Source organism: Pseudoalteromonas aquimarina, assembly GCF_049257255.1.
Classification (GTDB): domain Bacteria; phylum Pseudomonadota; class Gammaproteobacteria; order Enterobacterales; family Alteromonadaceae; genus Pseudoalteromonas.
Genome location: NZ_JBMMUG010000005.1, coordinates 22,229 through 36,302, shown reverse-complemented (window position 1 = coordinate 36,302; position 14,074 = coordinate 22,229). Strand labels below are relative to the sequence as shown.

General features: G+C 41.6%; 11 protein-coding genes. 9 read left to right on the top strand and 2 right to left on the bottom strand.

The window, feature by feature from the left end:
* Nucleotides 1-90: 90 nt before the first annotated feature.
* From ilvG to AAEU29_RS13340, 8 genes are all read left to right on the top strand, one after another.
* The gene (ilvG, locus tag AAEU29_RS13375; RefSeq protein WP_421973826.1) at nucleotides 91-1,740 is read left to right on the top strand and encodes an acetolactate synthase 2 catalytic subunit; all 1,650 of its coding nucleotides are present in this window, start codon (nucleotides 91-93) and stop codon (nucleotides 1,738-1,740) included.
* A complete protein-coding gene (gene ilvM, locus AAEU29_RS13370; protein ID WP_274760887.1) occupies nucleotides 1,737-1,985 on the top strand; it encodes an acetolactate synthase 2 small subunit in 249 nt (82 codons plus the stop codon). Before ilvG ends, ilvM begins: the two co-directional genes overlap by 4 nt.
* A 25-nt stretch (nucleotides 1,986-2,010) precedes the next feature.
* Nucleotides 2,011-2,925: a branched-chain amino acid transaminase gene (locus AAEU29_RS13365; protein WP_421973825.1), complete on the top strand. Its 915-nt coding sequence runs from the start codon at nucleotides 2,011-2,013 to the stop codon at nucleotides 2,923-2,925.
* Between the two features lie 62 nt (nucleotides 2,926-2,987).
* The gene (gene ilvD / locus AAEU29_RS13360; protein WP_421973824.1) at nucleotides 2,988-4,844 is read left to right on the top strand and encodes a dihydroxy-acid dehydratase; all 1,857 of its coding nucleotides are present in this window, start codon (nucleotides 2,988-2,990) and stop codon (nucleotides 4,842-4,844) included.
* Nucleotides 4,844-6,391, top strand: a complete 1,548-nt coding sequence (ilvA, locus tag AAEU29_RS13355) for a threonine ammonia-lyase, biosynthetic (RefSeq protein ID WP_421973823.1) — start codon at nucleotides 4,844-4,846, stop codon at nucleotides 6,389-6,391. Before ilvD ends, ilvA begins: the two co-directional genes overlap by 1 nt.
* A 106-nt stretch (nucleotides 6,392-6,497) precedes the next feature.
* Nucleotides 6,498-7,673 (top strand): methyltransferase, encoded by a 1,176-nt coding sequence (locus AAEU29_RS13350; protein ID WP_421973822.1) that lies wholly within the window; start codon nucleotides 6,498-6,500, stop codon nucleotides 7,671-7,673.
* A gap of 25 nt (nucleotides 7,674-7,698) precedes the next feature.
* Nucleotides 7,699-8,349, top strand: a complete 651-nt coding sequence (gene can, locus AAEU29_RS13345) for a carbonate dehydratase (RefSeq protein WP_421973821.1) — start codon at nucleotides 7,699-7,701, stop codon at nucleotides 8,347-8,349.
* Nucleotides 8,300-9,070, top strand: coding sequence for a substrate-binding periplasmic protein (locus tag AAEU29_RS13340; protein WP_421973820.1), 771 nt, complete (start codon nucleotides 8,300-8,302; stop codon nucleotides 9,068-9,070). Before can ends, AAEU29_RS13340 begins: the two co-directional genes overlap by 50 nt.
* Nucleotides 9,071-9,078: 8 nt before the next feature.
* On the opposite strand, the gene ubiK is transcribed toward AAEU29_RS13340, so the two are convergent.
* Complete coding sequence (gene ubiK / locus AAEU29_RS13335) at nucleotides 9,079-9,339, bottom strand: ubiquinone biosynthesis accessory factor UbiK (RefSeq protein ID WP_421973819.1); 261 nt, start codon at nucleotides 9,337-9,339, stop codon at nucleotides 9,079-9,081.
* A 130-nt stretch (nucleotides 9,340-9,469) separates the two neighbouring features.
* On the opposite strand from ubiK, the gene rep reads away from it, so the two are divergent.
* On the top strand, nucleotides 9,470-11,482 hold the full coding sequence (rep, locus tag AAEU29_RS13330) for a DNA helicase Rep (protein WP_421973818.1): 2,013 nt from the start codon (nucleotides 9,470-9,472) through the stop codon (nucleotides 11,480-11,482).
* A gap of 1 nt (nucleotide 11,483) precedes the next feature.
* On the opposite strand, the gene AAEU29_RS13325 is transcribed toward rep, so the two are convergent.
* Nucleotides 11,484-13,997 carry a bifunctional diguanylate cyclase/phosphodiesterase gene (locus AAEU29_RS13325; RefSeq protein ID WP_421973817.1) on the bottom strand — a complete coding sequence of 838 codons (2,514 nt, stop codon included), beginning with the start codon at nucleotides 13,995-13,997 and terminating at the stop codon, nucleotides 11,484-11,486.
* Nucleotides 13,998-14,074 lie beyond the last annotated feature (77 nt).

Genomic DNA, 14,074 nt, shown 5'->3' with positions numbered 1-14,074 from the left:
CATTGAGAGAGCCCCCGAACTGAAAAGTCCGGGGGCTTTTTTTTGGCAGTAAGAAAATGAGCAAGTAGTAAACATCACAGGGTAGAGAAAATGACAGGTGCAGAGTTAACAATCGATTTATTAGCCAAACATGGCGTGAAAGAGGTATTTGGTTACCCTGGTGGTGCCATTATGCCGATTTACGATGCTTTGTACGGCTCGCCTGTTAAACACTATCTTACCCGTCATGAACAAGGCGCGGGTTTTGCCGCTGTAGGTTATGCCAGAAGCACTGGTAAATTAGGAGTTTGTTTTGCAACTTCAGGCCCAGGTGCAACAAACCTTATCACTGCACTTGCTGATGCCATGATGGACTCTGTGCCGCTACTTGCAATTACAGGACAAGTACCTACAGCAGCAATTGGTTCAGATGCCTTCCAAGAAGTTGATGTACTCGGTATGTCATTGAGCTGCACTAAGCACAGTTACATGGTAGAACGTGCAGAAGATTTAGCTGAAATACTGCAAGAAGCAATGCACTTGGCGCAGTCGGGTCGCCCTGGCCCAGTACTTGTTGATATTCCAAAAGACATTCAAATGGGCGCTGTAACTTACCAGCCTTGGTTAGCAGCAGATGACTACAAGCCTGAATTTAAACAGTCAGAACTCGCCAAGGCCAATGAGTTACTAGGCCAAGCGAAGAAGCCATTGGCATATATTGGTGGTGGCGTGCAAATGGCTGATGCGCAAGAAGAGCTTATGCAATTCTTAACAGCGACCAATATGCCTGCGGTAAGCACATTAAAGGCGCTAGGTTCAGTAACACCTGATTATTCTTATGACTTAGGTATGTTAGGTATGCATGGTGGTCAAGCGGCTAACTTAGCTGTGCAAGAATGTGATTTATTGCTGTGTATTGGTGCTCGTTTTGACGACCGTGTTACGGGTAACCTTGCTAAATTTGCCAGTAAAGCTAAGGTTATCCATTTAGATGTTGATGCTGCTGAGGTCGGTAAGCGTAAACCTGTTAATGCATCGTTAGTTGCTGATTTAAAAGATTCATTACCGCATTTAGCAACACATAAAACTAACCCTGAGTGGTTGGCGCATATCAGCAGCATGCAACAACAATATGCATGGCGCTATGATTACCCAGGTGAAAAAGTATATGCACCTTATTTACTAAATCGTTTAAGCCAGTTAATGCCTAATAATGGTGTAGTGTGCTGCGATGTTGGTCAGCACCAAATGTGGGTAGCGCAACATATGAAGTTTTCGCACCCGAGTAATCACTTAAGCAGCGGTGGTGCAGGCACAATGGGCTTTGGTTTACCTGCTGCAATCGGTGCGCAAATAGCACGTCCTAACGACTTTGTTTTAACGGTTTCTGGCGATGGTTCAATCATGATGAACATTCAAGAGCTTGCCACAATTCGCCGTAACAATTTACCCGTTAAACTACTTATTTTAGATAACCAGCGTTTAGGTATGGTTAGACAATGGCAGCAACTTTTCTTTGATGGTCGCTACAGTGAAACAAATCTTTCGGATAATCCTGATTTCGTTCAATTGGCCGCTGTTTTTGGTATTCCTGGTGAAACCATCACGCATGCAAATCAGGTAGATGCTGCGATAGATAAATTAGTGGCGAGTGAAGGCCCTTATATTCTTCACGCATGTATAGATGATAAAGAAAATGTTTGGCCATTAGTACCGCCAGGCGCCGCAAACGATCAAATGCTAACTGAGGTGGCAAAATGAAGCACAACTTATCAATAGAAGTGAAACAACAAAGCATTGCATTGGAAAGATTTTTACGTGTAACACGTCACCGCGGGTTTAATTTAACCTCAATGAATATTGAGAGTAGCGAAGAAAAGTATATTGTAAATATGATGGTAGACAGTGACCGACCTATTTATTTATTAACACAACAATTAAAAAAGTTAGTTGAAGTGAACCAAGTTGAAATACTGGATACGCGCACACTAGCAGCAACTAACTAATTACTATTTATAAAGGTTTAATAGAATGTCAGATTTAATTTGGTTCAATGGCAAAATCGTTCCACAAGAGCAAGCAACAACGCATGTACTGAGTCATGCAATCCATTATGGTAGCTCAGTATTTGAAGGTGTGCGCGCATACGATACGCCAAATGGTCCGGCTATTTTCCGTTTGCAAGATCATACAAAACGTTTATTTGATTCAGCAAAAATTTATCGCATGCAAATTCCTTACACTGCAGATGAAATTAATGAAGCATGTAAAGCAGCGGTACGTGAAAATGGTTTAAAAAATGCGTATCTACGTCCGTTTGCGTTTTTAGGTAATGTAGGTTTAGGCGTTAATCCAAAATCTCATAAAGCAGATGTTGCAGTAGCGGCAATGGAGTGGGGCACGTATTTAGGTGATGGCGCATTAGAAGCGGGTGTTGATGCTTGTGTATCATCATGGAACCGTTTAGCACCAAACACTATGCCAACAGCAGCAAAAGCAGGTGGTAACTACTTATCGTCACAGCTTATTTCGGGTGAAGCAAAACGTAATGGCTACGTTGAAGGTATTGCACTTGATGTAAATGGTTACCTAAGTGAAGGTGCCGGTGAAAACCTATTTATTGTTAAAAACGGCGTAATTTATACACCACCAACAACTGCGGCAATTCTACCGGGTTTGACACGCGATACTATGATGTATTTAGCACGTAAAGCGGGTTTTGAAGTACGTGAAGAGCCTATCTCTCGTGAAGCGCTTTACCTTGCAGATGAGTTCTTTATGACGGGCACTGCAGCAGAAGTAACACCAGTGCGTAGCGTAGATCAAATTGAGATTGGTACAGGTAAACGCGGTGAAATTACTGAGCAACTGCAACAAGCGTATTTTGATTTAGTAAAAGGCCAAACAGAAGATGAAAATGGCTGGTTAACACTAATCAACGAATAATACGAAAACGACAAATTTATTGGGAATGAGGAGTAGGGCATAGCCCTAAAAAGAGGTAAACCATGGCTAAATTAAGAAGTGCAACAACAACTGAAGGTCGTAAACGTGCTGGTGCTCGTGCACTGTGGCGTGCAACTGGAATGACAGATAAAGACTTTGGTAAACCAATTATTGCTGTGGTGAACTCGTATACCCAGTTTGTACCGGGTCACGTTCACTTAAATCAACTCAGTGAAATGATGGCTGAAACCATTCGTGATGCAGGTGGTGTACCACGTGAATTTAATACTATTGCGATTGATGATGGTATCGCTATGGGTCATGGCGGCATGCTTTACTCACTGCCTTCACGCGACCTAATTGCAGACTCTGTTGAATATATGGTTAATGCGCACTGTGCGGATGCTATGGTGTGTATTTCAAACTGTGACAAAATCACGCCAGGAATGTTGTTAGCTGCACTTCGCTTAAATATTCCGGTGATCTTTGTTTCTGGCGGTCCAATGGAAGCAGGTAAAACACGTCTTGCAGAAATTGATATCAAGCTCGATTTGGTTGATGCCATGGTAAAAGGTGCTGATCCTTCGGTAAGTGATGAAGATTCAGATAAAGTTGAGCGTAGTGCTTGCCCAACCTGTGGTTCGTGCTCAGGTATGTTCACCGCTAACTCAATGAACTGTTTATTGGAAGCGCTTGGATTAGCACTGCCTGGTAACGGTACCACATTAGCAACACATAAAGACCGTAAACAACTTTATGTCGAAGCAGGTCGCCGTATTGTCGATTTATGTCGTAGCTATTATCGCGACGAAGACGATTCAGTATTACCGCGCAACATCGCTGATCGCAGTGCATTTATGAATGCCATGACACTCGATATTGCAATGGGTGGTTCATCAAATACGGTGTTACACATCATAGGCGCAGCGCAAGAGGCGGGTGTTGATTTTGATATGACCCATATTGATCAGCTTTCACGTCAAACCCCATTCTTATGTAAAGTAGCGCCAGCAACACCTGAATATCATATTGAAGATGTACACCGCGCTGGTGGCATTATGGGTATTCTTAATGAGCTTGGTAAAGCAGGAAAATTAGAACTAAATGCAGGCCATGTAGCTGGTGGTACTTTAGGTGAATTAATTGAAAAGTGGGATGCCACTAACCCTGATAATAGCGCCGCGCAAAAATTCTATAAAGCGGGCCCAGCAGGTATTCGTACCACCAAAGCTATGAGCCAAGAAACGCGTTGGCCTGAACTCGACCTAGACCGTGAAAATGGCTGTATCCGCAGTGTTGAACATGCGTTTAGTCAAGATGGCGGTTTAGCGGTGCTTTACGGCAACCTTGCGCCAGACGGTTGTATTGTTAAAACAGCCGGTGTTGCTGATGGCATGTTGGTTTTTAAAGGGACTGCAAAAGTTTTCGAATCTCAAGATGATGCAGTTGACGGCATCTTAGGTGGCCAAATTGAAAAAGGGGATGTGGTTATCATCCGCTACGAAGGGCCAAAAGGTGGCCCAGGTATGCAAGAAATGTTGTATCCGACCAGCTACCTAAAATCGATGGGATTAGATAAAGATTGTGCGCTATTAACGGATGGTCGTTTTTCTGGTGGTACATCGGGCTTATCAATTGGCCATGCTTCGCCAGAAGCTGCTAGCCAAGGTGCAATCGCGCTGGTTGAAAACGGCGATGAAATCGTCATTGATATCACCAAGCGCAGCATTGATATGATGGTTAGCGATGAAGAACTTGCCACGCGTCATGAAAAGCAATTAGCCCGCGGTAAAGATGCCTACAAACCAGTAGATCGTGTACGCAGTGTAACGCCAGCATTAAAAGCCTATGCATTACTTGCAACCAGTGCTGATAAAGGCGCGGTACGCGACCTTAAAAAGTTAGAGGAGCTCAGTTAATGGTCTCCCAAGAGCTCGATTATTTTCGCGCTATTATCCAAGCCAATATGGAGCCCTTGGCAAAAGTAACGGAGGTCAGCCCGGTTACTAGCCTTGAGCAGAAACTTGGCAATCATATTTGGTTAAAGCGTGAAGATCAGCAGCCGGTATATTCGTTTAAACTTCGCGGTGCGTATAACAAATTAAAGCAGTTACCAAAAGGCTCGCAAGTAGTCACAGCATCGGCGGGTAACCATGCTCAGGGTGTGGCACTTAGTGCAAGTCACCTTGGTCATACAGCACGTATTGTAATGCCAGTGACTACACCAGAAATCAAAGTAAATGCGGTGCGCAATCTAGGTGGTGAAGTTATTTTACATGGCCATCACTTTGATGCTGCGAATGCCTATGCACTGGAAATTGCTGAAAAAGAAGGCGCAGTATTTGTACCACCGTTCGATGATAAAGATGTGATCATCGGGCAAGGCACCATTGCGCGCGAACTGATGCAGCAGTTGCCACTACTTGATGCGGTATTTATTCCGGTAGGCGGCGGTGGCTTATTGGCGGGTATGTCGATTTACTTAAAATCACTGCGCCCAGATATTAAAGTGATCGGTGTTGAAGCTGAAGACAGTGCCTGTTTAAAGGCCGCAATGGAAGCAGGCGAACCGGTTGAACTAGAGCGCGTTGGCAGTTTTGCTGATGGTGTTGCAGTTAAAATCATTGGTAAAGAAACTTTTCGCTTAGCACAAAAATACTGTGATGAGGTGATTACCGTTTCGAGTGATGAAATCTGTGCCGCGATGCAAGATATTTTTGTCTCAACCCGCGCTGTTGCTGAGCCCTCAGGTGGTTTGTCACTCGCAGGGCTTAAAAAATGGGTTGCGCAAACAGGCACTAAAGGTAAAAACCTTGCGGCAATTTTATCAGGTGCAAACCTTAACTTTGATAGATTACGTTATGTCGCAGAGCGTACAGCGCTAGGTGAGCATAACGAAGCTTTGTTATCGGTGACTATTAAAGAAGAGAAAGGCAGTTTTAAAAGTTTCTGTAAGGCACTCAATGGTCGCTCGATTACTGAGTTTAACTACCGCTACACAGGCCCTGGTGATGCTGAAATCTTTGTTGGTGTCGGCTTACGCAATGGTGAGGCGGAACTGGTGAGCTTAAAACAAGAGTTGACTGAAAAAGGCTATGCTTTTGTTGATATGACCAATAACGAGCTGGCTAAATTGCACGTGCGTTATATGGTTGGCGGTAAACCAGGTGAGCAGTTATCAGAGCGCTTATTTCGTTTTGAGTTTCCTGAATATCCAGGTGCGCTAGAGCGTTTTCTTGATACTTTAGGCGCAAATTGGAATATCAGCTTATTCCACTATCGCAATCATGGTGCTGCAACCGGAAATGTATTGGCTGCATTTGAAGTGCCTGAGCAAGATAACGCGGCCTTTAGCGAACACTTACAGCGCTTAGCTTATGCTTATCAAGAAGAAACTGACAATCCGTGTTATTTGCAATTTTTGTCGAGTAAAGCACAAAAGCTTGCTCAGGTAGCAAACAGCTAACGTAAACAACTTATTTAAATGCCCCAATAATTGGGGCATTTTCTATTCTGAACATCACAGCAAGATTTGCTATCATAGCGCTATTCAAATTTAGCCTGTGTTGAAGATGTCTCACACCGCACTTTTTACCGCAATCGATACGCTATTAACTAAAACGCAAGCCTATTGGCAATGTGTTGCTTTTGCGTCGCGCGAAATACCTTGGCCGCATTTAACAGAAATCCTGCTAGCGTTATCTGATGATGATGTTGAACAGCTCGAAAGTAATCAAGTTGAGTTACAGCGTTACTTGGCAAACCTTATTCCTGAGTTAGATAATGTTGAAAGCTTGTTGCAACTGCCAAGCGCAAATAAGCAAACAGCTCAGTTTCCGTTTTGGCTTACCAATGGTATTAAAGGCAGTAAAATTGCTCAGTTAGAAAGCTTTGTGATGCAAACTGCAGAGCAAAACTTACCGCTGCTGGAGTGGTGCGCAGGTAAAGGGCATTTAGGGCGGTTATATCATTTTGCCCACAAGGTGCCAGTACAGAGCGTTGAAATACAGCCTCAGTTAGTTGCTGAAGGGCAGCAGTTAGCGCAGCAATTTGGCTTGGATATTAAACTGGCTGAATTGGATGTTTTATCCGAAGGTGCTGCAGATTATCTACACAAAGAGCAGCATGCGGTGGCACTTCATGCCTGTGGTGGGCTGCACCAAGCACTTATTAAACATGGTGTTGCCAAAGGCACTAAATTAATGAGCATTTCACCCTGTTGTTATCATTTATTTCAGCAATCTGAGCAGTATGTTGCAATGAGTGAGGTTGCCAAGCAGTCTCAGGTTGCTTTTACTGCCAGTGATTTAAAGCTTGCACTGCAAGAGACGGTTACCTCAGGTAAACGTATTTCACGTTTACGTGAAACTGAAACAGTATGGCGTTTAGCCTTTGACTGTTTGCTTGATGATGTACTTGATAAAGACAGCTATCTTCCAGTGCCGTCAGCCAAAAAAGCGCTGTTCTCTGGTGAGTTTAGTGATTTTTGTACATGGGCTGCTAAGCAAAAGAATATTACTTTACCAGCACAGATAGATTACGCAGCTTATTTAGCACAAGGCAAACTACGACGTCAGATTACCCAGCGCATTGAGTTAGTACGTCATGGCTTTAGGCGTTTGATTGAGCTTTGGTTAGTGCTTGACCGTGTTTTATATTTGGAGCAATTTGGCTACCGCGTTACACTCAGTGAGTTTTGTGAAAAACAAATCACACCAAGAAATATACTAATTCAGGCAAAAGCCTAAAAAACTATCAGGAACGCAAATACTGATGAATAAATTAGCGCATCTTTTTGTTAAGAATCGCTCGTGGGCAAAAGAAACAACGGATCGGGATCCTGAGTTTTTTAAGATTCTTTCAATGCAGCAAAATCCCGAATATTTATGGATAGGCTGTGCCGACTCCCGTGTACCAGCCAATGAGATAGTTGGCTTATTACCTGGCGAATTATTTGTTCATAGAAATGTAGCAAATATGGTGGTACACACTGATCATAACTGTCTCTCTGTACTACAATATGCAGTAGAGGTTTTAAAAGTAAAACACATTATGGTGGTGGGGCATTATGGTTGTGGCGGTGTTAAAGCCGCACTTGACGGTGTGCGATTAGGGTTAATCGATAATTGGCTAAGACACGTTGTAGATGCGCGCGATAAGTATGAAGTTGAACTTAATAGTTCTGCCAGTGAGCAGCAAAAGTTTGACCGTTTATGTGAAATTAACGTCATCGAACAAGTTAAAAATGTGTGCCAGACAAATATCGTGATGGATGCGTGGGAAAGAGGGCAAGCATTAGAAGTCCATGGCTGGATTTATGGGTTGGCTGATGGCCATATTAGAGATTTAGAAACCAGCATAAATGGGGCGAACAATGTGGCAAAAATTTATAACAGTGCCGTTCAAGGTGTGTTTAGTCGTTAGTATTTGCCTAGCGTTATTAGGTTTTGATGCATTTGCCGAAGCGCAAGAATCCACAACTTCGGATAAAATACATTTACGTTTCGCGGTGCCTAACTTTCCGCCATATATCTATCTAGATGAAAACAAACAGCTAGCAGGTCAAGGTATAGAGCGTGTCACCAAAGTGCTTAATAACATGGAACTCAATTATGAATTTGAGCTGGTGGCTAATTATGGCATTGCACTTAGAGAGTTACGTGGTGGCAAAATAGATGGCTTCTTTTTAGCAACACAAAATCATTATCGGGATCGTATCGCTAAAATCAGTGACGCTGTTCTTATTAATAATTGGAGTTGGTTTTACAAAGAGAGTAACCCAATTGATTTACAAGCACCGCAGTTTAAAGCACAGGCCAGAATTGGCACTTTGTTAAATACTAATACTCAAGTGTGGTTACAAGATAATAACTACGTAATTACCACGTTAAGTAATGATGTAGAAACTTTGGTGGAAATGTTATTGGCCGACAGATTAGATGCTGTTTTTCTTTCAGAGAGTGTCTTTTTACATGCTCTGTCAAACAATGTTGCAAATAACGCAAAAATAGCCAGTACAACCGAAGCAAGTCGTGACTTTTCGGTTTACTTTTCAAATGACTTCTTAGCTCAGCACCGTTGGTTTTTAGATGCTTTTAATAGTGAACTGGCGAAACTAAAGGCAAAAGAAAAAGAAGCGCTTTAGCTTCTTTTTTATTCTGCGTCTTTATTTGCAAGCTTTGCTTCAAGTTCAGATACACGCTGCTCAAGAATAGCTAGTTTCTCACGTGTTCTTAGTAATACTTGGCTCTGCACTTCAAAATCTTCACGACTAACAAAGTCCATTTCGCTTAATTTATTTTGAATCGCTTGTTTGGTTTTACCTTCAATTGTGTCAGCAAGATTTTTAACACCTTGTGGCATGTTTTCAGTAATTTGCTTTGCAATTTCTTCAAGTTTGGCTGGGTTAATCATAGTCAAAATCTATTATTAAAAACTGCACATAGTTTAACGCATCATGACGAGCCAGCAAAGACAATCCTTGCGCCTGGCATAGTGGCATTTTAAAATCCCTTTCTTTGTTGTGTTAACGCAAGCGATTTTAATGAAACTCAACCCTAAACAAGATGAAGCGGTTAAATATATTAGCGGGCCCTGCTTGGTTCTCGCTGGTGCTGGTTCAGGCAAAACCCGTGTAATTACCAATAAAATTGCCTACTTAGTGCAAAAATGTGAATACAAAGCGCGTAATATCGCTGCGGTAACCTTTACCAATAAAGCCGCAAAAGAAATGCGTGAGCGTGTGGCACAAACACTTGGTAAGCATGAAGCGAAAGGGCTTTGGGTATCAACGTTTCACACCTTAGGGTTAGAAATCATTAAAAAAGAGCTTAATACCTTAGGTTTTAAACCGGGTTTTTCGCTGTTTGATGATCAAGATACCAATCAGTTGCTTGCTGAATTGACCGAACCTGAATTGAAAGGCGATAAAGATCTGCTTAATTTATTAAAAATGCAGATCTCCAATTGGAAGAACGACCTTATCGTACCTCAACAAGCAATTGCTGAAGCGCGCGAGCAACAAAAAGTCTTATTTGCCCAATTATATGCGCGTTTTCAAAATCAGTTGCGTGCATATAACGCACTCGACTTTGACGACTTAATTATGATCCCAACACTGCTTCTGGCTGCTAATCCTGATGTGCGCGATCGTTGGCAGGATCGTTTTCGTTATTTATTAGTGGATGAATATCAAGATACTAATACCAGCCAATATCAATTAGTTAAGCTATTGGTAGGTGAACGTGCGCGCTTTACAGTGGTAGGTGATGATGACCAAAGTATTTATTCTTGGCGTGGTGCAAAGCCGCAAAACTTGGTGTTATTAAGTAAAGACTTTCCTGGGTTACGTTTGATTAAGCTTGAACAAAACTACCGAAGCGCGGGGCGTATTCTTAAATCAGCTAATATTCTGATTGCTAATAACCCACATGTGTTTGATAAAAAACTGTTTAGTGAATTGGCATACGGTGAACAAATTAAGGTCATTGCCACTAAAGATGAAGAGCATGAAGCCGAACGAGTTGTTGCTGAGATTATTTCGCACAAATTTATGAAGCGTACCAGCTTTAAAGACTATGCGATTTTGTACCGTGGTAATCACCAAGCTCGGGTGTTTGAAAAAGCACTGATGGGAAGCCATATTCCTTATAAAATAAGTGGCGGTATGTCGTTTTTCTCTCGTGCAGAAATTAAAGACATTATGGCTTACTTGCGCTTGTTGGTGAATCAAGATGACGATAACGCTTTTTTACGTATCGTAAATACACCAAGACGTGAAATTGGGCCTGTTACTCTAGAAAAGTTAGGTTCACTGGCAAATGAAAAACACATTAGTTTATTTGCTGCGTGTTTTGAGCCTGAGCTGTCGTCGCGCTTAACGGGGCGTGGTTACAATGCCTTAATGGGCTTTGCACGCTGGGTTGTTGAGCTTTCTGACCGTGCCACTCGCGGTGATACCCTTGAAGCAGTTAAAGATATGGTGCGTGAGATTAACTACGAAGACTATTTGTATGAAACCTCAACCAGCGCCAAAGCTGCTGAAATGCGTATGAAAAACGTGTCGGAATTGTATCGCTGGATTACTGATATGTTAGTTGGCAGTAGTGAAAACCCACCGCTAACATTACCAGAAGTAGTAATGAAGCTGACACTACGCGACATGCTTGAACGCAACGAAGAAGAGGATGAATCTGATGCAGTGCAATTACTGACATTGCACGCGTCAAAAGGTCTCGAATATCCATATGTATTTATGGTGGGGATGGAAGAAGGTTTACTGCCGCATCAAACTAGCATAGATGAAGATAACGTTGAGGAAGAAAGGCGTTTAGCCTATGTAGGCATTACTCGTGCGCAGCAAGAGCTAATTTTAACCTACGCCAAAGAGCGTAGAATGTTTGGTGAGACAATTACGCCTGAGCTAAGCCGTTTTGTCGCAGAAATGCCGCAAGACGACCTTGCATACGAAATGCGAAAACAGCCGCAAAACCAACAACAACGTATGGAAAAAGGCCAAGCAAGGGTTGCTAACTTACGCGCAATGCTTAAAAAATAAGTTATTGCTCTGCCGATTTACTGTGTGGCTTTTGTTTAGTTTCAACTGACGAAAGCTGCTCAGTTTCCTGCGTTAATGGGCTTAAAAATAAATTAACCCCAAGTTTTTTCAGTGTCGATTGGAAGTTCACAATTGCAGGGCCTGTAGCAACAATATTGCAGGTTGTATTTTGGGTTAGTGCAATAAGTGCTGCTAATTGCTGTTGAGCAAGTTTTTCATTAATTAACTTGCGGCAAAAACTTAAATCCAATAGCAAATAATCAAATTCAATGCAGGTTAGTTTTACTAGGTCAATTTGTTGTCGTGCTACCTCAATAACACCAATCTTGAATCCCATTTTTTTAAGCTGTTGTAGGTTTTCAATTTGCTTTGTTGACAGTTCTGCTAGGTTACTGTCATTAATTAACCAACAAATATCATGGCGTGACTTAGCCAGCTGTTGGCTAAAATGTTCAAATTCATTTGCCAAGATACTCGCATGCAGTTGTAAAAACACCGTATCATGTTGAACAACATGAGGTAATACTTGATTTAACAAGTAGTCGCAATAATCAATGGCTGGGTGCTGTTCTTGCAGCAAATGATTTAAGGCAATTATGGCACCAGATTCCAGCGTTAAATGAGGGTTAAAATAGGTAGCGACACCTGTTTCTTTTTGTAGGTTGATGATGTTTGATTTCACAAAGCTCAACTGACCGGTATTAATCTCATTTGCGATAACTAAGTTATTTCTAGGTATATGCTCTGAAGATGCCAGTTTAATAGTGCCTTTACCTGATTTTTTCGCTTGATACATTGCACTATCAGCATCGCGAATAATTTCATCAGTGCTGGCATAGGCTTTATTGCTATATGCAATGCCAATACTTGCACCACTTTTGATGCATTGCTCATTGATACAAAACGGTTTATTCATAATTTTGATAATACGTTTTGCAATTTGTTTTGCTTCATCTTTATGTTGAAGGTGCGTTAATAAAATTACAAACTCATCACCACCGAAACGCGCCAACAGATCATGTTCGCGAATACAGGTAGAAAACTCGTTGGCGGTTGATTTTAAAAACTTATCTCCAGCGTGGTGCCCAAGAGTATCGTTGATATCTTTAAAGTTATCTAAGTCGATAAACATTACTGCAAAACAATGAGATTTATCGCGTTTGTTGCGCTGTAACGTTTTATCAAGCTGAGATATAAACAAGCTGCGATTGGCAAGGCCGGTTAAATTATCATGGTGAGCATCATGAAATAACTGACGTTCAATCTTTTTGCGCTCTTCAATTTGCAATTGCAGGTGAATATTTGCCTGTTGTAGCTCTGCGGTTTTTTCTTTAACTCTTTGTTCTAATTGGTTGTCGGCTAAATGCTTAACCACAACATTTGATATTTGCTCAGAGACGAATGAAATTAGCTCTATATCAGATTGTTTATAATGGTATTCGCCATTAAATGCTTGGCACGCCAAAACACCAATGACCTGTTGGCGGTGATATAAGGGCACACCAATCCACGAGGTAGGTAAAGGTGAATTGTTAAATTTTGCAGGTAACTCGACGTTGCCTTTGGCAACTTCGTTTAAGATCCGATTTTGATCAAATAGCTCGGTTTTACCAGAATTAATAACAAATTCAGTAAGCCCTTTTGAAAAAGTACGGGGCTTATAATCTGATGACATTTCATCAACCGCATAAGGGCAACTAATAATATTTTCAGCTCGGTCATACAAGGCTATAAACAGGTTTTTAGCAAAAACTTCTTCATTAATAATGCTGTGAACTCGTTTAAAAAAATCCTGATTGTTAAGACTTTTTGTAGCAAGTTTAGAAATCGCGTAGAGAATATTTTGTTTGCGAATGGTCTCTTGATTTCGCGCTACTTCTAAGCGTAGTTGCTCAGTACGTTCTTCCACTTGCTGCGCCATATATTGGCGTTTTTTAACACGTTCAACAGCGGTACTGAAATAGAATGCAATGGTTTCAAATAAGGCTATTTGGCTTTCATCAAATGGCTGATTAACATCATAACTTTGTGTTGCCATTACGCCGATAACTTTACCATCATGATGAATTGGAACACCTAACCAATACTCACAAGGCGTGCCCATAACACGACAAATACCTTTAATTTCGCACTCAGCAATTTGTTCTTTGTTAAATAGTTTGGCACGGCCTGTTTTAAAAACTAACCCAGTTAGTGAGTTATCTAACATGCCTGTTTGCTGTGCTTGAATAGGCAAATGGATGCCATCGACTTCATCGACAAAATAGGTTAGCTCTAATTCGCCAATACAGGGGTTAAAAAGCACCACATAAAAATTACGACATGGCAGGCTGTTTTCAAGAATTTGTTGAATAGCAGGGTAGAGAAGCGTTAGCTCAGATACTTTACTCGCTTGTTCAGAAAGCTGTAAAAGGGCATTTTGTGTTTGCAAAGAGGTTTGGTACTTCTTTACTAAACTTGTTAAGCGCTTTATTTTTCTTTGCTGTGAAGCACTGTAAGTGGGAGCATCTTCCATTGCAATTTCTTATTATTTTTTAATTGTGAAACAGTAAGGCAAACTTTTGAAGCGTCGAAAGTTACCCTTGTTTATTT

What these genes read in the sequence shown, in the direction of transcription:
- ilvG (WP_421973826.1), top strand. Translation starts at nt 91, where the DNA reads ATGACAGGTGCAGAGTTAACAATCGATTTATTAGCCAAACATGGCGTG.
- ilvM (WP_274760887.1), top strand. Translation starts at nt 1,737, where the DNA reads ATGAAGCACAACTTATCAATAGAAGTGAAACAACAAAGCATTGCATTG.
- AAEU29_RS13365 (WP_421973825.1), top strand. Translation starts at nt 2,011, where the DNA reads ATGTCAGATTTAATTTGGTTCAATGGCAAAATCGTTCCACAAGAGCAA.
- ilvD (WP_421973824.1), top strand. Translation starts at nt 2,988, where the DNA reads ATGGCTAAATTAAGAAGTGCAACAACAACTGAAGGTCGTAAACGTGCT.
- ilvA (WP_421973823.1), top strand. Translation starts at nt 4,844, where the DNA reads ATGGTCTCCCAAGAGCTCGATTATTTTCGCGCTATTATCCAAGCCAAT.
- AAEU29_RS13350 (WP_421973822.1), top strand. Translation starts at nt 6,498, where the DNA reads ATGTCTCACACCGCACTTTTTACCGCAATCGATACGCTATTAACTAAA.
- can (WP_421973821.1), top strand. Translation starts at nt 7,699, where the DNA reads ATGAATAAATTAGCGCATCTTTTTGTTAAGAATCGCTCGTGGGCAAAA.
- AAEU29_RS13340 (WP_421973820.1), top strand. Translation starts at nt 8,300, where the DNA reads ATGTGGCAAAAATTTATAACAGTGCCGTTCAAGGTGTGTTTAGTCGTT.
- ubiK (WP_421973819.1), bottom strand. Translation starts at nt 9,339, where the DNA reads ATGATTAACCCAGCCAAACTTGAAGAAATTGCAAAGCAAATTACTGAA.
- rep (WP_421973818.1), top strand. Translation starts at nt 9,470, where the DNA reads ATGAAACTCAACCCTAAACAAGATGAAGCGGTTAAATATATTAGCGGG.
- AAEU29_RS13325 (WP_421973817.1), bottom strand. Translation starts at nt 13,997, where the DNA reads ATGGAAGATGCTCCCACTTACAGTGCTTCACAGCAAAGAAAAATAAAG.